This is a genomic window from Pseudomonas sp. NFACC56-3 (assembly GCF_900100025.1).
GTDB classification, from domain to species: Bacteria; Pseudomonadota; Gammaproteobacteria; order Pseudomonadales; family Pseudomonadaceae; genus Aquipseudomonas; species Aquipseudomonas fluorescens_AA.
Genome location: NZ_FMTK01000010.1, coordinates 104,239 through 122,705, shown reverse-complemented (window position 1 = coordinate 122,705; position 18,467 = coordinate 104,239). Strand labels below are relative to the sequence as shown.

The window sequence follows — 18,467 nt, the reverse complement described above, 5'->3', positions numbered from 1 at the left end:
ACTGGTCGTGCGGGCAGGCTCCGCAAATGGAATTGCTATGAACAAGCATCTGTACCGAATCGTTTTCAACAAGGCCCGCGGGCTGTTGATGGTCGTAGCCGAGAACGTCACCAGCCAGGTCAAGGCGCCGGGGACCCGCTCCGGGCCGACGACGGGCGCAGCGGCTTGCACGGCGACACTGGGGGCGTTGCGCTTTGCCGTGATGACAGCGATCGGCCTGGTGTCCCTGAGCGTCGCACCGACCTGGGCCGGCACCATCGTCGCCGACCCAGGCGCTCCGGCTGGCCAACAACCGACGGTGATACAAAGCGCCAACGGCACGCCGCAGGTGAATATCCGCGCGCCCAGCGCCGGCGGGGTCTCGCGCAACACCTACAACCAGTTCGATGTCGACAGCCGGGGGGTGATCCTCAACAACGGCGCAGGCAACAGCCAGACGAAACTGGGCGGTTGGATCGAAGGCAACCCGATGTTGGGCAATGGCAGCGCGCGGGTCATCCTCAACGAAGTCAATTCCAGCAACCCCAGCCAATTGCGCGGTTACGTCGAAGTCGCCGGCCAGCGCGCCGAAGTGGTCATCGCCAACCCCTCCGGCATCACTTGCAACGGTTGCGGCTTCATCAACGCCGACCGGGCCACCCTCAGCACCGGCCGCGCGCAGTTGGAGAACGGTCGCATCACGGGCTACACCGTGCAGGGCGGCGCGATCAACATCGAAGGCAAAGGCCTGGATGCCCGCGAGGCTGACTACACGGACCTGATTGCCCGCTCGGTGCAGGTCAACGCCGGGGTGTGGGCCAACGACTTGAAGGTCACCGCCGGACGTAATCAGGTCAATGCCGATAACACCCAGGCCACGCCGCTGCCGGGCACCGAGGGAGAAAAACCCACCGTTGCCATCGACGTTGCCAAGCTCGGCGGCATGTATGCCGGGAAGATCATGCTGGTGGGCACGGAGTCCGGCGTGGGGGTGCGCAACGCCGGGCAGATCGGCGCCATGGCTGGCGAGGTGGTGATCAGCGCCGACGGCAAATTGCAAAACCAGGGCGCGATCAGCAGCGCAACGGCGACGCAAATCACTGCCGCCAGCGTTGACAACAGCGGCACGCTCTACGCCAAGGGCGACCTGAAGCTCGACAGCGTCGGTGATATCGACAACAGCGGCACCATTGCCAGCCAGAACCACACCACACTCACCGCCAAGGCCATTCGCAGCACCAAGGCGTCGAGCCTGGCGGCGGGCGTTGGCGCGGACGGCAAGCTGGGCAAGAGTGGCAACCTCGCGCTACGGGCCACCACGATCAAGGCGCAAGGCCAGAACCTTGCCGGCGGCGATGTCGGCGTCGAGGCCGCTGACCTGGACCTGAGTGGCAGCCAGACCCTGGGCAGCAACGTCACGCTGACGGCCAGTTCCGGCGATGCCAACCTCAGTGGCAGCCAAGTCGATGCGGCCCAGGTGCTGACCGCCAAAGCGGCCAAGACCCTGCGCACCGATGCGGCCAAAGTCAGCGCTGGCAACCTGCAATTGAGTGCGCGGGATGTGTCCAATGCCGGCGGTGAACTGGTGCAGACCGGCACCGCCGACACGTCGATCACCGCTGCCGCCACGCTCGACAACAGCGGTGGCCGTATTGCCTCCAACGCCAGCAACCTGAAGCTTGGCGCCAATCGCCTCGACAACAACAACGGCAAGGTCGAGCACGCCGGCAAAGGCACCCTGGACATCCAGGCCAACCAGTTGGCCGGCAGCAAAGGCACTCTGGCGAGCAATGGCAAGTTGAGTGTCAAGGCCAGTGAGGTGGTGGTCGATGACGGCCTGACCCAAGGTCAACAGATCACGCTCGACACCACGACCCTGTCCAACCAGCGTGGGCGCATTCTCCAGACCGGCGCGCAACCGTTGCAGGTCACCGCCCGTGAACGCTTCGACAATCAGGCCGGGCAAGTCAGCGGTCCTGCAGCGGTGGTTTTGAAGGTCGGCACGTTGAACAACCAGGGCGGCAAAGTCCTCGCCACCGATAACGGTGCGTTGACCGTCACGGCCGACAAAGAGATCAATAACGGTGGCGGGACGCTGGCCGCCAGCGGTACGACAAAGGTCAGCGGCGAGGCGCTGGATAACACCCAAGGCACAGTGAGTGCCGGCGGTGAGCTGGACGCGACGTTCGATCGCTTGAACAACATTGGTGGCACGCTGGCCGCGACCCAGCGCATGCAGATCATCGCCGGGCAGTTGAACAACACCAACGGCGTGCTGGGCTCGGTGAAGTCCGGGTTGCTGGTCAGCGTCTCGGCGGATGCGCTGAACAACAGCGGCGGGCGCCTTGAAGCGCTGGGCGATATCACGCTGTCGGCCCAAGGTTTGAATAACCAGGGCGGGGTGATCAGTGGCCAGGCCTTGGACCTGAACAGCCACGGCCTGCTGCTGGACAACAGCCAGGGCACGTTGAATGCCGGCGCGACCCTCGACCTGCGCAGCGGTGAGTTGCGCAACGCGGCGGGCCTGATCCAGGCCAAGGGCAAGCTGTTCATCGACACCGGCAGCCAGGCGCTGAACAACCTTCAGTCTGGCACCACCCAAGGCATCAGCGGCCAGGATGCGGTGGAAATCCACAGCGCCCAGTTCAACAACAGCGCCGGATTCCTCGGTGCCAAGGGCGCGCTGGTGCTCAAGGCCACCGACCTGACCAACGGCAGCGGCGGCCAGATCATTGGCCAGAAGAGCGTTCAGGTCGAAGGCGCCCGGGTGGATAACCGCGGCGGTCAGTTGCAGGGCCTCGGCGATCTCCAGTTGTCGCTGGGTGAGACCCTCAACAACCAGGGCGGACTGGTGCGCAGCGCGGGCACCCTGGGCGTGACTGCCGACGTGCTCGACAACAGCGCCACCCAAGGTGCCAACCAGGGGCTCGAAGGTCGCGCCATGAGCCTGGCGCTCAACACCTTCGGCAACCAGGCCGGTGCCGTGCGCGCCGACCAAGGGTTGTCCATCGGCGTCAGCCAGGCGTTGGATAACCAGGGCGGCCTGATTTCCTCGGGGGCCGGCCTGACCATCACCGATCGCGATCCGGCGCAACGTCGCCAGTCGGTGCACAACCTCGACGGGACCTTGCTCGCCGGCAGCCTGTTGTCCCTCAACGCCGCCTATTACGCGGGCACCGGTCGGGCCCTGAGCCTGGGCGACCTGACGTTCAGCCTGCAAAGTGGCCTGGACCTGAGTGGACAGATCCAGGCCAATAACAAGGTTGACCTGAGCACCGATGGGGCTTTCAACAACAGCGGAAAACTGCTGGCGGGCAATCTCCTGCTGGTGCACTCGCAGACGCTGGACAACGCCGCCAACGGCGAGATCAGCGCCGGCCAGGTTCGCCTGAACGTCAACGACAGCCTGACCAACCGTGGCCTGATCGACGGCCAGCAAGTGCGTGTGCAAGCGCTGTCGCTGAATAACCTGGGCACCGGGCGCCTGTACGGTGATCGATTGGCGATCGCCACCTCGGCACTGAGCAACCGCGATGAAAACGGTGTCGCCGCGACCATCGCCGCCCGCGAGTCGCTGGACATTGGCACCGGCACCCTGGACAACCGCGAACGGGCGCTGATCTTCAGTGCCGGGGACCTCGCCATCGGCGGTGCGCTGAGCGCCACTGACAAGGCCCAGGAGCGGGCCCAACTGCTGAGCAACGCCAGCGCGACCATCGAGGCCCTCGGCAACCTGTCGCTCGATGTGCAAAGCGTGCGCAACACCAACGAACACTTCAGCACCCAACAGGTGGAAGTCAGCCGCACGGCCTTGCAGGAGTTCCAGCTCAGCGGTTCGCCGAACCGCTACCAGGGCGACCAGATTTCCCTGCGCAACGATGAGGTCCTGTACCTCTACACGCCCGAGGGGCGCAAAGACAACTGGAACCGCTACGACTACACCCGCGTGGTCCAGGAAACCCAGATCGCCACCTCGGCACCGGCGCAGATCCTCTCTGGCGGGACGATGCAAATCAACGCAGGCGATGTGCTCAACGACAAGAGCCGCATCATTGCCGGCGGGTTGTTGCAGGCCAACATTGCCAGCCTGACCAACACCGAATTGACCGGCCAGCGCACCACCACCGACAGTGGCACCGCTACGAATTTCTATCGCATCCAGCGCAAGGGCCGGGACCGTCAAGGAACAGCCGTCACGGCCTACACGCCTGCCTCCTTGATCCAGGACATCACCCTGCAACCGACCGTGTTCGCCCAGAACGCCACTGGCAACGGGACCGGCACCCAGATCGGCGCCCGTGCCACACAGGGCGTCAGCGAGCAGATCGCCGCCACAGGCACGGTCAGCGCCCCGGTCGACAGGACCTATCAAGTGGCGCCCATCGTTCAGGTCGCGGCCCAGACCACCCTGAACGGCAAGGGCGTCGCCGAGCAGATCCGCAGCGGCGGGCCATCCCTGGCATTACCGAACAACAGCCTGTTCAGCACCAACCCCCAGAGCACCAGCCGCTACCTGATCGAAACCGATCCGCGTTTTGCCAGCTATCGCACCTGGCTGTCGTCGGACTACATGTTGCAGCGCCTGCAAGTGGACCCGGCACTGACGCAACAACGTCTGGGCGACGGCTTCTATGAGCAGAAGCTGATTCGCGAGCAAGTGGCGCAACTCACCGGTCGACGTTTCCTCGACGGCTACGCCAATGACGAGGCGCAATACCGTGCCCTGATCGACAACGCCGTGACCGTCGCCAGCCAGTGGCAACTGGTGCCCGGCGTGGCCCTGACCTCCGCGCAGATGGCCCAGTTGACCAGCGACATTGTCTGGCTGGTGCAGAAGCAGGTGACCCTGGCCAACGGTGACACCCGCAACGTGCTGGTGCCGCAAGTGTACGTACGGGTCCAGGAAGGCGACCTCAACGGCTCCGGCGCCCTGATTGCCGGGCAGCAGTTGAACCTGAACATCGCCGGCGACCTGGTCAACAGTGGCAGCCTCGCCGGGCGCAGCGTCATGGCGATCACCGCGCAGAACATCGAGAACCTTGGTGGGCGTATCCAGGCCGACAAGGCATCGCTCACCGCGCGGGAAAACCTCAACAACCTCGGTGGCCTGATCGGTGCCGTGGACAGCCTGTCGGTCAAGGCCGGGCAGGACATCAATGTCATTTCCAGCAGCCGGGACAGCAGCAGTGCCCAAGGCACCCGCACCAACCTGTCGCGGGTCGCCGGGCTGTTCGTCAGCGGCGCCCAGGGCACGATGGGTGTGAGCGCCGGCAACGACCTCAACCTCACCGGGGCCCAGGTGGTCAATGCCGGCAAGGGCGGCAGCACGTTGCTGGAGGCGGGCAAGAACATCAACCTGGCCACCGTCGGCGAAGCGCACGAGCAAGGGCTGACCTGGAACAGCAGCAACTGGCGCAAGGACGCCAGCCGGACCGAAGTCGGCTCCCTGGTCCAAGGGCAGGGCGACGTGCGCTTGAGCGCGGGCCAGGACCTCAACGCCCGCGCCGCCCGTGTCACCAGCGAGCAAGGCGCAGTGTTTGCCGAGGCCAAGCGCGACGTCAACCTGACCGCCGGCCAGAACTACCAGTTCGCCGATGAAGCGCACAAGGTCAAAGGCAGCAACGGGATGTTCTCCAGCAAGACCACCACCACCCGTGACACCATTAGCCAGACCTCGGTCGAAGGTTCCACCCTGAGTGGCGAGCAGACCTATGTCCAGGCCGGTCGCGACATCAACCTCAAGGGCAGCAACGTGGTGTCCACGACCCAGACGGTTCTGGTGGCGGACAACAACGTCAACATCGAAGCCGACACCGCCAGCAGCAGCGAGCGCCACGACAAGTCCGTGAAGAAAAGCGGCCTGTTCAGCGGCGGTGGCATCGCCGTCACCCTGGGGACCCAGCAACAGAGCGTCAAGGACCTCACCACCGAGCACACGGCTGCGGCCAGCACCGTCGGCTCGACCGCCGGCGATGTGTTGATCGAAGCCGGAAAGGGCTATCGCCAGGTGGGCAGCCAGGTGTCGGCGCCACAAGGCAACATCGACGTCACGGCGCAGACCATCGATGTCGTCGAGGCGCGCAACACCCGCGAACGCGAGCGTGAAACCCTGTTCAAGCAGACCGGGTTCACCCTTACCGTGACCAACCCGGTGATCAGCGCGATCCAGACGTCCCAGCAAATGAAACATGCGTCGGAGAAAACCGACGACGGGCGCATGAAGGCCCTGGCCGCCGCCACCGCCGTGCTGGCCGCCAACAACGCGGCGACCGCCGTGGCGATGGACCCGGGTTCGGCGGGCGGGATCAACATCAGCCTGTCGCTGGGCACCAAGAAAAACCAAAGCACCACCACCTACACCAGCGACAGCGCGGCCGGCTCGACCATGACCGCCGGCAATGACATCCGCCTGCGCGCCACGGGCGCCGGGGCCGCCAGCGACATCACCGTGCAAGGCAGCGATATCAAGGCCGGACGCAACGCCAGCCTGCTGGCGGACGGTGACATCAACCTGCTCGCCGCCCGCAATACCGACAAGCAGGAAACCGACAGCAAAGGCACCAGCGCGAGCATCGGCATCGGCTTTTCCCTGGGCGGCACACGCAACGGTTTCACCCTGGACCTGGGGGCATCCGGCAGTCGCGGCCAGGCGGATGGCGATGGACTCACCCACACCAATACCCATGTCCAGGCGGGCAACCAGTTGCTGCTGGCCTCCGGCGGCGACACCAACCTCAAAGGCGCGGTGGCCAGTGGCAAACAGGTCCTGGCCGACATCGGCGGCGACCTGAACATCGAAAGCCTGCAAGACACCAACACCTACGTGGTCGATGAGAAGAGCCTGGGCTTTGGCATCAGCCTGTGCATTCCGCCGTTCTGCTACGGCATGAGTTCGGTCAGCGGTGCCAGTGGCAGCTTCGGTGCCACGGATATCGACTCCAACTACGCCAGCGTGACCGAGCAATCGGGCATCAAGGCCGGGGACGACGGCTTCGACATTCGCGTAGGTGGCAACACCGACTTGGTTGGCGGCGTCATCGCCAGCAGCGACAAGGCGGTGCAGGACGGCAAGAACCGCTTGGTCACCGCCAGCCTCACCAGCCGCGACATCAAGAACAAGGCCGAGTACGACGCCAGCACCGTCAGCGTCGGGGGCGGCTACCGCGAAGTCGGCAAGGACCAGCAGGGCAACGCCACCAGCGGCGGCACGAAAACCCCTGGCACCGACTTGCCGAAGAACGATAACGACCTCAGCGCCACCATGCCGATTGCCATCAGTGCCAGCGACGACGCCAGCAGCGTCACTCGCAGTGGCATCAGTGGCGGCACCATCGTCATCAGCAACGACGCCGAGCAACAGAAGCGCACCGGCAAGAATGGCGAGCAAACCGTCGCCAGCCTCAACCGCGATGTCTCCAGCGACCGCGACACCACCAACACGCTCAAGCCGATCTTCGATGAAGACGAAATCCGTGCCGGTTTCGAGATTGTCGGAGCGTTCGCCAACGAGGCCAGCACCTTGCTCGCCAACAAGGCCAAGGAAGTCGACCTCAAGCGCAAACAGGCCGAGGCGGCTCAGGCTGCGGCCCTGGACCCCAACGCCCAACTCACCGACACCGAACGCCTGGCGCTGCTCGGCAACGCTCAGCGCCTCAATGCCGAAGCCAGCGGCATCGCCGACAAGTGGGGCGCGGGCGGTACCTACCGGCAGATCACCACTGCCCTGGTGGGCGCGGCCAGCGGCAACATCAGTGGCGGCAACAGCGCGTTCGTCCAAGGGCTGGTGGTCAATTACGTGCAACAGCAGGGCGCCGGCTACATCGGCGACCTGGTGGCGGACGGCAAGCTCACCGAAGGCTCGCCGCTGCACGCCGCCCTGCACGGCATCGTCGCCTGCGCGGGGGCCGCGGCCAGCAGCCAGAGTTGTGGCAGCGGTGCCGCGGGCGCGGCGGCATCAAGCCTGCTCACCGGCCTGTTCTCCGAAGCCAGCCCCGATGAAAGCGAAGCCCAGCGCGAAGCCAAGCGCAACCTGATTGTCAGCATCGTCACTGGGCTGGCGGCCACCAGCTCCTCGCTGGACCCGGCCACCGCCACCAGCGCGGCCGGCGCCGCGGTGGACAACAACTGGCTGGCGACCCAGCAATTGGTCCAGGCCGAGAAGGAATACAGCGAGGCCGATGGGCTGCTGGCGAAGGCGCAAGTGATCGCCAAATGGGGGTACATCAACCAGAAGCAAGACGTACTGACCCGCTTCGGCGTGGGCAAAGGCCTGGTGCAGGCGGGCTGGAGCGACGTCGAGGGGCTGGCGCAATTCTTCCTCCATCCGGTTGACGGAATCAACGGCCTCAAAGCCCTGATCAACGACCCCGAGGCCCGCAAGCAGTTCGGCGATGGCGTGGTCAACGAACTCAACGCCAAACTCGACCGCGTGAAAGACGCTCTGGAAAACGGCGGCGACGACCGCGCTGTGCAACTGGGCCAGGATATTGGCGAGCTCGTTTGGCAGGTTGGCAGTATTGCCACGGGGGTTGGCGGAGCGGCGAAAGGTGGCGTGGCGCTGGCGAAAGCCGGAATCAAGGTGGGGGCGGAAGGGCTTGAAAAGATGGCTGATATGGCCAGGCTTACGAAAGCTGGTGAGATCGCTGGCGCGGGAGCCAAAAACCCGTTGCTTGATGATGCAATACCGAGAAACGGTGACCGTCTAACAGTGAATCAGGGGTCTGTACCTACTTGCGGTCACAATTCTTGCGGTATGGTCTTGGATACGTTGGGAAAAAACGTTGATATAGGTACTCTTATCCAGAAGCTTCCTCCTTCTGAAAAAGGGATTTTCGCTCGAGATGTTGCTATTCTGATGAATTCTGAAGGTGTGCCTGCAAGTGCCTTTGGGAGCAGGAATGTTGCTGACTTGGCTAGATACACTTCAAAAGGGACTCCAGTGGTTGTCCGTATTTTTGACAAGTCCGGAGGCTCTGATTTCTCGCATTTCGTTGTCGTGGATGGAATTACAACAAGAAATAATATCCCTGTTGTTGCCATCCGTGATCCGCATGGCACTCAGTATTTTAGCCCTGTCAGTACCTTTGAGAAAAATTTTTCAGGTGAGGTTGTTGTGCCTCGGAGTGCTTTGTAATGAAGTTGAAAATTGAATTTCCCAATAATTTGGTTACGGATGAGTTGCTTCGGCAGAAGCGGATTCCCTGTGTATGCAAGATAGCCAGCGAGTTTGAGGTTTTTTTTGCGGAAACTATTCCTGAATCGTCTGGAGTGGTGTTGGGATGGGATCGGAAAGAATTGGAGTTAAGAGCTGTTGCAGGGGCGGGTGGTCAGTATACGCATCATGCTTCTGGTCTGATTACTCTGAAGGATATTGGGGGTGGGGTTTATGAAATAATTGATCTTGAGATGTTTTATAGGAGTTTTGGTTGGTGCGCTATCTTGAGGGGCGGTGAATATGCACCACCAGGGGAATTCTGGGATGAAGAGTAACGGTTGCGAGGATTTATTGCCGCCTACACCAAAAACTGGCGAGAAATAAACATGAGTTCTTTGTTGTCGAGCTGGTGTGCCTTCTGTGAAGACAGGGCGGTTTTTGATAAGTCTCACTTTTTGGGATTGTTGAAAGCGCACAGTGGCTCCGAGGAGGTTCGACGTATATTTAGTTATTTCCCGTCCTCGTAAGAGTTGGTTGATAGAACTGAGCGTGTTCTTGCCTCTGGAGATATGGAAAAGTCTCTGTATCTCTTGCCAAGAGTTAATGGGAAAAGGTGACAGATTTATTTGGTTGTCCTGGTCTTAAATAAATCTGGCCCCTTTTCTCTGGCCCCTTTTCTCAATTCCTAGGGGGAAAGTGGCTGAAAGCTTTGGCCTGACGCCGGGGGTTCCGTTAAAGGATCAAGGTTACCCTAACGGCATTCCTATAGAGATTATGAATTTTCCTGGGGCGAAGTAATGGAAGAAAAGATATTGTTTCAATCTTGAGTGAACAGGGCTGGGTCTGTAGCAAGGATGAAGTAGGTGACTATTTTTGTGTCATTGATGTCGGAGAGGTTCAACTTCGAGCGGAAAAGGGGGCAGATTTATTTAATTGCGCTGTTCTTAAATAAATCTGTCCCCTTTTCTCTCTAAAAATGCACCTAAAGGTGGAAACTGATGAGTGAGCAGAGGCTGTATCAAAAAATTGGCCAGCTTTTATTGGATGCTGGTCCCTCGGAGGCCCAGAAAATAGTTGTTAGAGCTAGACTTTTTGCCGAGGGCGATGGAGGAAGTTATGAGTTTGATTATTTCGATAAGACAAACCGCTCAAGCTGGTTCGATCCAGACAGCAGGGCTGTGGGAGACTTGACAGAGTTGTTGGTTGAGCTTCGGCGCTATTATGTTGAAATGGATTGTGCCAAAATGGAAAGGCTTGGTCTTCGTGTGCAGTTACGTTGGATGTAGAGAGGATGAAAATTAGTATTGACTACAATTATGATGATTAGGTTTTTTGTGGAGATAGGGACCGAGAATATTGCATTGATAGGAAAGGGGGCAGGTATTATATAATTGCTCTTTGATAGATCCGTCCCTTTCTTTTCAGTGCTACTCAGAGGAGCGACGACAAGTTGAGGGATGAAGATTTCCAGTATTTCATCAGCGTGATGGGGGAGGCCACATCTCATCGACAGGTGTCTGACTCCCAAATTGAGAAGTACCGTAAAGTGCTCCCTGACGCGCTGCTCGACTATTGGCAGGAGGAGGGTTGGTGTGGATATGCCAATGGCCTTTTCTGGACAGTGAACCCGGATGATTATAAACATCTGCTCGATATGTGGCTCGCGGGTACTGAATTTCCACAGATAGATAATTACCACGTTATTGCAAGAAGCGCGTTTGGGACTCTTTATGCTTGGGGGGAGAAATACAATCAGAAAATTGTAGTTTCATGTCCGACGGGCTCTATCGTCGCGTTGATGAATAAGCTGAAAACGCCTAATAAAGATCCGGATCTCGCCCTTCAGACATTTTTCGCTATGTCTGATAAGGAGCGTTATGATCTGGAGGATCATCAAGGTGAGTTTCTATTTGAGCGGGCGTTGGAGAAGTTGGGTGCACTTGACGAGCGTGAGATCTATGGCTTTGAGCCTGCATTGTTTTTTGGAGGGACGGCTTCGCTGGATCAGTTGGTTAAGTGCAATTTAGAGGTTCACTTAACGATCCTTCGGCAGATGCGGTCCTGAGTGAGCACGGTAAGCGGAAGGACGTCCTGCTGGTGTAAAAGGAGTGTATCGAAATGGATGAAATCAACGTCCGGCTTGATCAGCACCGTCGTTGGCTTTCCCAGTCGGAAGGCCTGATGGCTCAAGAGTTTGGCTATATTGATGAGGATCTTGCCAGCGACTCATTAAGCGGATTGAACAATGTTGCTGACTCGTTGGGGATGCTGGCGACATATTACGGCATTCGGGGCGAAGTCTCGGTCAGTGATGGAGAGGCTTCTGGCTGGGAAGACGTCTCGCGCTCGATGATGTACCGTTATTGGGCGCTGATGCTCAACGCCAAGACTTTCTCAAAAACGAGTTTTCTTCAAGGCATCAAAACCATCCCCAATTTGACTAATCAATTGAGCATTGCTGGATGCTTGCTGGCCGGATTGATAGTGGCTGATCGTCGAGATCTGGCCGCGTCCGTGGCCGATGTGCTGGCTGGAATGCTGACTATCAATGGCGCCGTGGATTCCAGCTATCTTGAACAGCGTCGATTCGAGCCTTTCATGCTCTGGCTTTATTCAGTCTATACGCAAGGAGAGACGCTTTCAGAGATCAAGTCGATGGATCTGGGGATTTATCAAAACGTGATAGACAAATGGACAGATGAACAAGGGCTGGCTCATGCTCTGGAAGAGCTATGTCAATATCACCTCATCCATGCGGAAGACCGCGGTGGGGCGTGGGACCCTGAATTCAAATATGCGCCTTTCGATTTGTTGCCTGTGGAGATCCACGCGATTTTCCAGGTCCGACAGCAGCTAGGTTTAACTGTTCCAGCGGTGTCGAGCCCTTTATTGTCCGCAGAGACGGCTGCGCTAGAACACCTGGTCATCATTTCTGATCAGCTTGCTGTCCGGGTGGAAACGGCCTACAAGCGTTTCTTCGGGCTTTAAACGTAGGCGCGACCCTTTTCAGTTAAGCAACGACATGCGGTGAGCTGAAATGAAGTATTACTTGTTGCGGGAAGATGTGCAGTTTCCTGAACGCTGGTATTTGGGAGATATAAAGCACTGCAACAACTGGCTCTTCATCGACCCCCCTTCTGAGTACATGGAGCCATGTACTTACGCCCTTGAGGTTCGTGAGGAAGGTGTGAGTCTGGATTTTTCCTTGGCTGGCTATGCTTCTGTACCGGTCTTGAGTGAAAAAGCCAGGGATGCATTGTTGGGCGTTCCCGACGTTGATGAACCGTATATGAATGTCGTGCTCGAGCCTGTGTCGGTTGCAGGCGAGCAAGCTCATGATCGTTACTATGTGATGATTGTCGAGACCCAATTGGATTGCGTAGACGAATCACGCTCCGCTTTCAAAAAATATGAGGTCCATGATCCCGTACGACCTGATCGAGCTGGCGAATACAGCGTTTTTCTGAATCTCGTCATTGATCCTGCCAAGGTCCAGGGAAAACATATTTTTCGTATCAAGAAACACTTGGGGGCATTGATCGTTAGCGAGGACGTGAAGCTTCGGCTGGAGCGTGCGGGTCTCAGAGGCATGCTATTGGAGGGGGTGAATGGTGAGGGTGAAGTTATTTGCTGATTGTTTGAGGGATGAAGCCTGACATCGTCCTTTGTGGCGAGGGAGCTTGCTCCCGCTCGGTTGCGCAGCAGTCGCAAAAACGGGTCCGCTACGCGGCCCAGCGGGAGCAAGCTCCCTCGCCACGGTCTGATTCTCTGCACTCGGTTTCTCCCACACCTTCCCCTTAACGGAACGCCATCTGCTGCCGATAACCCGATGAGCCCGGTTGTCTCCTGCGTTTGGCTCGCAATGTGCGTCACGACACAGCCAGACCAAGCGATTACTGAAATCCCTTGAACGTTGCTGGCTGGTGGCTATCATCTGCGCGCCTCGGGGTTGTGACACGGCGTTTCGTTGTTATGCCATTGGGTTATTTTCTTACTTGCCTGGACATCCTCGATGCTGGCGTACCACCAAAAAAGTTTTCTGATCGTCGATGATTTCTCGGATTTCCGCAGTTCGATCCGGTCCATGCTGCGTGAGCTGGGCGTCAAGGACGTGGACACCGCCGACACCGGTGAAGTGGCGCTGCGCATGTGCTCGCAGAAGCGTTATGACTTCATTTTGCAGGACTATCACCTGGGCGATGGCCGCAAGAATGGCCAGCAGGTGCTGGAAGACCTGATGGTCGAGAAGCTGATCAGCCATGAAAGTGTGTTTCTCATGGTGACCGCCGAGACCAGCCAGGCGATGGTGCTCAGTGCCCTGGAGCATGAGCCGGATGCCTACCTGACCAAGCCGTTCAACCGCTCCGGCCTGGCCCAGCGGCTGGAGCGGCTCGAGCAGCGCAAGACCCTGCTCAAGCCGATCCTGCAGGCCCTCGATCGTGGCAAGCCGATGGAAGTGCTCAATGCCTGCATCGCCTTGTGCAAGCAGGACCCGCGCTACGGGCCGTTGTGCCTGCGTTATCGGGCCGATGCGTTGCGTGACCTGAATCAGAACGAGGCCCTTGAGCGGCTGTACAACTCCATCCTGGCGGATCGCCCGTTGCCGTGGGCCTACGCGGGGCTGGGTAAGTTGCTGTTCAAGCGCGGTCAGGTGGGGCAGGCCAAGGAGGTCTATGAAAAGGCCTTGAAAACCTTCCCTATGATGCCAGCCTTATACGACGGCATGGCCGAGGTGCTGGTGACCGAAGGCGACACCAAACAGGCCCAGAGTGTGCTGGAAGAAGCGGTTCGCCTGTCGCCGCTGGCGGTCCGTCGGCAGGCGCTGTTGGGCAAGCTGGCAATGACCAACGAAGACTATGACACCGCGTCCAGGGCTTATCGCCAGGCGGTCGGGCAGGGCGCGCAATCGCGCTTCAAGGACCCGGAGACCAATCTGGGCCTGGCCCATGCGCTGATCAGCAAGGGCAGCGAAAAAGGCCTCGATACCCGCACCCGGCTGGAGATCAACACTACCCTCAGTGCCGTGGCGAAGGAGAACCTCAACGACCCGGGGTTGCAGGTCCGGGCGCGGCTGATGAAGGCCACCAGCCTGTTGCTCAACGATGCCGAAACCGCCGAGAAGCTCACCGAACAGGCCCTGCAGCGCCTCGATGGCATGGAGCAGTTCATGAGCGCCGAGGCCGCGTTGCTGGTGGCCAAGCAGTTGCAAATGCTTGGCCAGACCAGCGCCGGGGAGTCGATGCTCAAGAACTGCGCGGAAATCTACGGTGATGACCCGGCGGTGATGCAAGGCATTGCCAAGCTCACCGACGACCCGAACATCCTCAATCAGGGCAATGCCGCCGCCGAGTTGAACCGCGAAGGTGTGCGGGTCTACAAGACCGGCGCATTGCCGGAAGCGCGGGAGCTGTTCCGCCGCGCCCTGAAGATGCAACCGAAGAACATCAGTATTGCCCTGAACATGGCGCAATCGCTGCTGCATGGCACCGACACCAGCGTGGAGTCGGAACTGCTGCAGGAGTGCCGCGACTGCCTGAAACTGGTGGGCATGATGCCCGACTCCGATGCGCGTTTTGCGCGTTATCAAAAACTGCGAAGCAAGGCATTTGGCGATGAATGACAGCGAACAGGCCCTCGATTTTTCCACGGTGATCGCGTCGACCGTGCACGACATGAAAAACTCCCTGACCTTGCTCATGCAGGCACATGGGCAATGGCTCGAACGCCAGCCCGAATCCGAGCGACAGACGTCGGAGCAGGGCGTCATCGAGTTCGAGTTCGCCCACCTCAATGGCCTCATGGTGCAGTTGCTGGGGCTGTACAAGCTCGGCGTCAACCAGTTGCCGTTGCACCCGGCCTACCATGAGCTGGACGATTTCATCGAGGCGCAACTGGCCGGCCATCAGGATGTGTTCCGCAGCCGCGGAATCATGGCCACCTACGATGTCGATCCCCTTAGCCCCTTGGGCTTTTTCGACCGCGAGCTGGTGGCCTCGGTGCTCGACAACTGCATCAACAACGCCATTCGCCATGCGCGCCAGGCGCTGCTGATCAGTGTGAGCGACGAAGCCGGGCAACTGGTGCTAACCATCAATGACGATGGCGACGGTTACCCGCCAGAGATGATCGAGCGTCAGGCCGAGTATGTGCAGGGCATCAACCACAGCAGCGGCAGCACCGGGCTGGGCCTGTACTTCGCCGCGCGAATCGCCGGGCTGCACCAGCGCGGCGGTGTGAGCGGGCGGACCGAGATCGCCAATGGCGGTGTGTTGGGCGGTGGGGTGTTCCGGCTTTACTTGCCCTGAACAGGCCCTCCATGAGTGTCCCTGGCAACACAAATCCCCTGTGGGAGCGAGCTTGCTCGCGATAGCGGTGTATCAGTCAACTCAATATTGGCTGGGCCGACGCTATCGCGAGCAAGCTCGCTCCCACAGCCATATCGCATAAGATTTTAATTGTCTCAGGGTGCTTGATATTCCGAACAGCCGGAGCCTATTTTGTACGGGTTGCCGTTCGCGGCTCGCACATAACAAGGATTGCGTCATGACGACCGATGGCCAGCGTTCACTCGCGCAGCGACTGACGGGCATTGATGAGATTGAATGTGTCACGCCGGATTTGAATGGCGTGCCGCGAGGCAAGGTGATGACCGCCGAAGGTTTCCTCGAAGGCCGGCGGTTGCAACTGGCGCGGGGCGTGCTGCTGCAATGCATCATGGGCGGTTATCCGCCGTCGCGTTTCTATGGCAGCGACGACGGCGACCTGGCGCTGGTGGCCGACCCGAAACAGATCCACCGCCTGCCCTGGAGCCAACAGCCCCGGGCCCTGGTCATCTGCGACGCCGACGAACTGACCGGTGAAAGCTCCCGGCTCTCGACGCGCGGCCAGCTCAAGGCCGTTGTCGCGCGCTATGCCGCCCTTGGCCTGGCGCCGGTGGTGGCGACCGAGTTGGAGTTCTTCGTGTTCGCCCCCAACCCGGACCCGACCCAGCCGTTCCAGCCGCCGATGGGCCTGGATGGACGTCGCGAAGACGGCCACTCGGCGTTCAGCGTCAGTTCCAACAATGGCCTGCGCCCGTTCTTCAGCGAGGTCTATGCCTGCATGGCGGCGCTGGGCTTGCCGCGCGACACCTTCATGCATGAAATGGGCGTGAGCCAGTTCGAGATCAATCTGCTGCACGGCGACCCGCTGCTGCTGGCCGACCAGACCTTCTTATTCAAGCACCTGCTCAAGGAAGTGGCCCTCAAGCACGGCCTGACCGTGGTCTGCATGGCCAAGCCCCTGGCCCATACGCCGGGCAGTTCGATGCATATCCACCAGAGCGTCGTCGAGGCGGGCAGCGGCCGCAACGTCTTCAGCGACGAAGCGGGCGAGCCGACGGCCGCGTTCCGGCATTTCATCGGGGGGCAACAGGCTTGCCTGGCGGACTTCACCGCGTTGTTCGCGCCGAACGTGAATTCCTACCAGCGGCTGTGCCACCCGTTCGCTTCACCGAACAATGCCTGTTGGTCCCACGACAATCGTTCGGCCGGGCTGCGGATTCCCGCTAGTTCGCCGGTGGCCCGCCGGGTCGAGAATCGCTTGCCCGGGGCCGATGCCAACCCATACCTGGCGATTGCCGCCAGCCTGGCCGCCGGGTTGTACGGGATCGAACAGCGTCTGGAGCCGAGCGCGGCGATCCAGGGCGAATTCGAAGTGCCGGATAATCTTTCGCTACCCTGTACCTTGCATGCCGCCTTGGAGCGTCTGAAGCGTAGTCATCTGGCGAAGGAACTGTTCGGCACGGAGTTCATCGAAGGCTACATCGCTTCCAAGACCCTGGAGCTGACCAGCTTCTTCGATGAGATCACCCCCTGGGAGCGACGTGTCCTGGCGGCCCAGGCATAAAGAACCGCTGCATCCGGGCTATCTTCAACGGATAGCCCTTACTCACCTCAAGGAGCCGCTCGGAACGCCGATGCGCCAAATCTGGAAACCTTTTCGAGCGCTTTATTTCGCCTCGCTGATGATGTTGATCGGCTCGGGCCTCTTGAGTACTTACCTGGCCTTGCGCCTGGCCGCCGACCATGTGGACAGCCTCTGGGTCGGTGCGCTGATGGCCGCCAACTATTTCGGCCTGGTGCTGGGTGGCAAGATCGGCCACCGGCTGATCGCCCGCGTCGGGCACATCCGCGCCTATTCGGCCTGCGCCGGGATCGTCGGGGCGGCGGTGCTGGGCCATGGCCTGGTGGACTGGCTGCCGGCGTGGATCGTGCTGCGGATGATTGTTGGTCTGGGCATGATGTGCCAGTACATGGTCATCGAGAGCTGGCTCAATGAGCAGGCCGATGCCAAGCAGCGCGGGGTGGTGTTCAGCGGCTACATGATCGCCTCGTACCTGGGGCTGGTGCTGGGGCAGTTGATCCTGGTCATGCACCCGGCCTTGGGCCTGGAGCTGCTGATGCTGGTGGCGCTGTGCTTCGCCCTGTGTCTGGTGCCGGTAACGCTGACCCGGCGCATTCACCCGGCGGCGCTGCACCCGGCGCCCATGGAGCCGCGTTTCTTCATCAAGCGTGTGCCGCAGTCGTTGAGTACGGTGTTGGGTTCGGGGCTGATCGTCGGCTCGTTCTATGGTTTGGCGCCGCTGTACGCTTCCCAGCAGGGCCTGTCGACCGAGCAGGTCGGTCTGTTCATGGGGAGCTGCATCTTTGCCGGATTGTTGGTGCAGTGGCCGCTGGGCTGGCTCTCTGACCGTTACGACCGGGCGCTGCTGATCCGTTGCTTTGCGCTGGTCCTGGCCATTTGTGCGCTGCCGTTGGCGATCTTTCCGGCGGTGCCGCTGGAGGTGCTGTTCGTCGCCGGGTTCTTCTGTTCGCTGGTGCAGTTCTGTCTGTATCCACTGGCGGTGGCGTTTTCCAACGACCACGTCGAAGCGGATCGAAGGGTGTCCCTGACCGCGATGCTATTGGTGACCTATGGCGTTGGCGCCAGTATCGGGCCGCTGGTGGCGGGTGTGCTGATGAAGATGTTCGGTAGCCAGATGCTCTACGGCTTTTTCGCCTTCTTCGCTTTGGTGCTGGTGTGGCGGATCCGGCCGAAAGCGGTGACCAACCTGCATCAGGTCGATGACGCACCGCTGCATCACGTGGCGATGCCGGACAGCATGTCGAGTTCGCCTCTGGTGGCGTGCCTCGATCCGCGGGTGGATGAACAAGTGGTGCAGGAGCAGATGCAGGCACCGGCCAGCCCGGAGGTGGAGCCCGAGCCCGCCCCTGAGACCGTGGCTGAAGTTGACGCCGAGGCGCCTGAACCCCCCAGCTTTACCCAGGCCAGGCCTTGAAACGGGCATGAAAAA

The 18,467-nt window shown here is 60.2% G+C and carries 11 protein-coding genes; all 11 read left to right on the top strand.

The features are described 5' to 3' along the window. Positions 1-37 precede the first annotated feature (37 nt). Complete coding sequence (locus tag BLO80_RS15605; protein ID WP_092330544.1) at positions 38-9,112, top strand: two-partner secretion domain-containing protein; 9,075 nt, start codon at positions 38-40, stop codon at positions 9,110-9,112. After that, positions 9,112-9,468, top strand: a complete 357-nt coding sequence (locus BLO80_RS15600; RefSeq protein ID WP_092330541.1) for a hypothetical protein — start codon at positions 9,112-9,114, stop codon at positions 9,466-9,468. Before BLO80_RS15605 ends, BLO80_RS15600 begins: the two co-directional genes overlap by 1 nt. 443 nt (positions 9,469-9,911) lie before the next feature. Next, positions 9,912-10,085 carry a DUF6990 domain-containing protein gene (locus BLO80_RS30665; protein ID WP_371856611.1) on the top strand — a complete coding sequence of 58 codons (174 nt, stop codon included), beginning with the start codon at positions 9,912-9,914 and terminating at the stop codon, positions 10,083-10,085. Positions 10,086-10,131: 46 nt separating this feature from the next. Continuing rightward, a complete protein-coding gene (locus BLO80_RS15595; protein ID WP_218189375.1) occupies positions 10,132-10,419 on the top strand; it encodes a hypothetical protein in 288 nt (95 codons plus the stop codon). 164 nt (positions 10,420-10,583) lie between these two features. Next, positions 10,584-11,198 carry a GAD-like domain-containing protein gene (locus BLO80_RS15590; protein WP_092330539.1) on the top strand — a complete coding sequence of 205 codons (615 nt, stop codon included), beginning with the start codon at positions 10,584-10,586 and terminating at the stop codon, positions 11,196-11,198. Positions 11,199-11,251: 53 nt separating this feature from the next. Next, complete coding sequence (locus BLO80_RS15585; protein WP_092330536.1) at positions 11,252-12,121, top strand: hypothetical protein; 870 nt, start codon at positions 11,252-11,254, stop codon at positions 12,119-12,121. A gap of 49 nt (positions 12,122-12,170) precedes the next feature. Beyond that, positions 12,171-12,767, top strand: a complete 597-nt coding sequence (locus BLO80_RS15580) for an imm11 family protein (protein ID WP_092169904.1) — start codon at positions 12,171-12,173, stop codon at positions 12,765-12,767. A 378-nt stretch (positions 12,768-13,145) separates the two neighbouring features. Next, positions 13,146-14,753: a tetratricopeptide repeat-containing response regulator gene (locus BLO80_RS15570; protein WP_092330530.1), complete on the top strand. Its 1,608-nt coding sequence runs from the start codon at positions 13,146-13,148 to the stop codon at positions 14,751-14,753. Next, positions 14,746-15,438, top strand: a complete 693-nt coding sequence (locus tag BLO80_RS15565) for a sensor histidine kinase (RefSeq protein WP_092330528.1) — start codon at positions 14,746-14,748, stop codon at positions 15,436-15,438. Before BLO80_RS15570 ends, BLO80_RS15565 begins: the two co-directional genes overlap by 8 nt. Positions 15,439-15,778: 340 nt before the next feature. Further along, positions 15,779-17,020 carry a glutamine synthetase family protein gene (locus BLO80_RS15560; RefSeq protein WP_175459509.1) on the top strand — a complete coding sequence of 414 codons (1,242 nt, stop codon included), beginning with the start codon at positions 15,779-15,781 and terminating at the stop codon, positions 17,018-17,020. A gap of 70 nt (positions 17,021-17,090) precedes the next feature. Continuing rightward, positions 17,091-18,452 carry an MFS transporter gene (locus BLO80_RS15555; RefSeq protein WP_092330524.1) on the top strand — a complete coding sequence of 454 codons (1,362 nt, stop codon included), beginning with the start codon at positions 17,091-17,093 and terminating at the stop codon, positions 18,450-18,452. Positions 18,453-18,467 lie beyond the last annotated feature (15 nt).

Bases quoted from the DNA above. Each gene is read 5' to 3' on its own strand.
- BLO80_RS15595 (WP_218189375.1), top strand. From the start codon at position 10,132: ATGAGTGAGCAGAGGCTGTATCAAAAAATTGGCCAGCTTTTATTGGAT.
- BLO80_RS15560 (WP_175459509.1), top strand. From the start codon at position 15,779: ATGACCGCCGAAGGTTTCCTCGAAGGCCGGCGGTTGCAACTGGCGCGG.
- BLO80_RS15555 (WP_092330524.1), top strand. From the start codon at position 17,091: ATGCGCCAAATCTGGAAACCTTTTCGAGCGCTTTATTTCGCCTCGCTG.
- BLO80_RS15605 (WP_092330544.1), top strand. From the start codon at position 38: ATGAACAAGCATCTGTACCGAATCGTTTTCAACAAGGCCCGCGGGCTG.
- BLO80_RS15565 (WP_092330528.1), top strand. From the start codon at position 14,746: ATGAATGACAGCGAACAGGCCCTCGATTTTTCCACGGTGATCGCGTCG.
- BLO80_RS15600 (WP_092330541.1), top strand. From the start codon at position 9,112: ATGAAGTTGAAAATTGAATTTCCCAATAATTTGGTTACGGATGAGTTG.
- BLO80_RS15580 (WP_092169904.1), top strand. From the start codon at position 12,171: ATGAAGTATTACTTGTTGCGGGAAGATGTGCAGTTTCCTGAACGCTGG.
- BLO80_RS15585 (WP_092330536.1), top strand. From the start codon at position 11,252: ATGGATGAAATCAACGTCCGGCTTGATCAGCACCGTCGTTGGCTTTCC.
- BLO80_RS15570 (WP_092330530.1), top strand. From the start codon at position 13,146: ATGCTGGCGTACCACCAAAAAAGTTTTCTGATCGTCGATGATTTCTCG.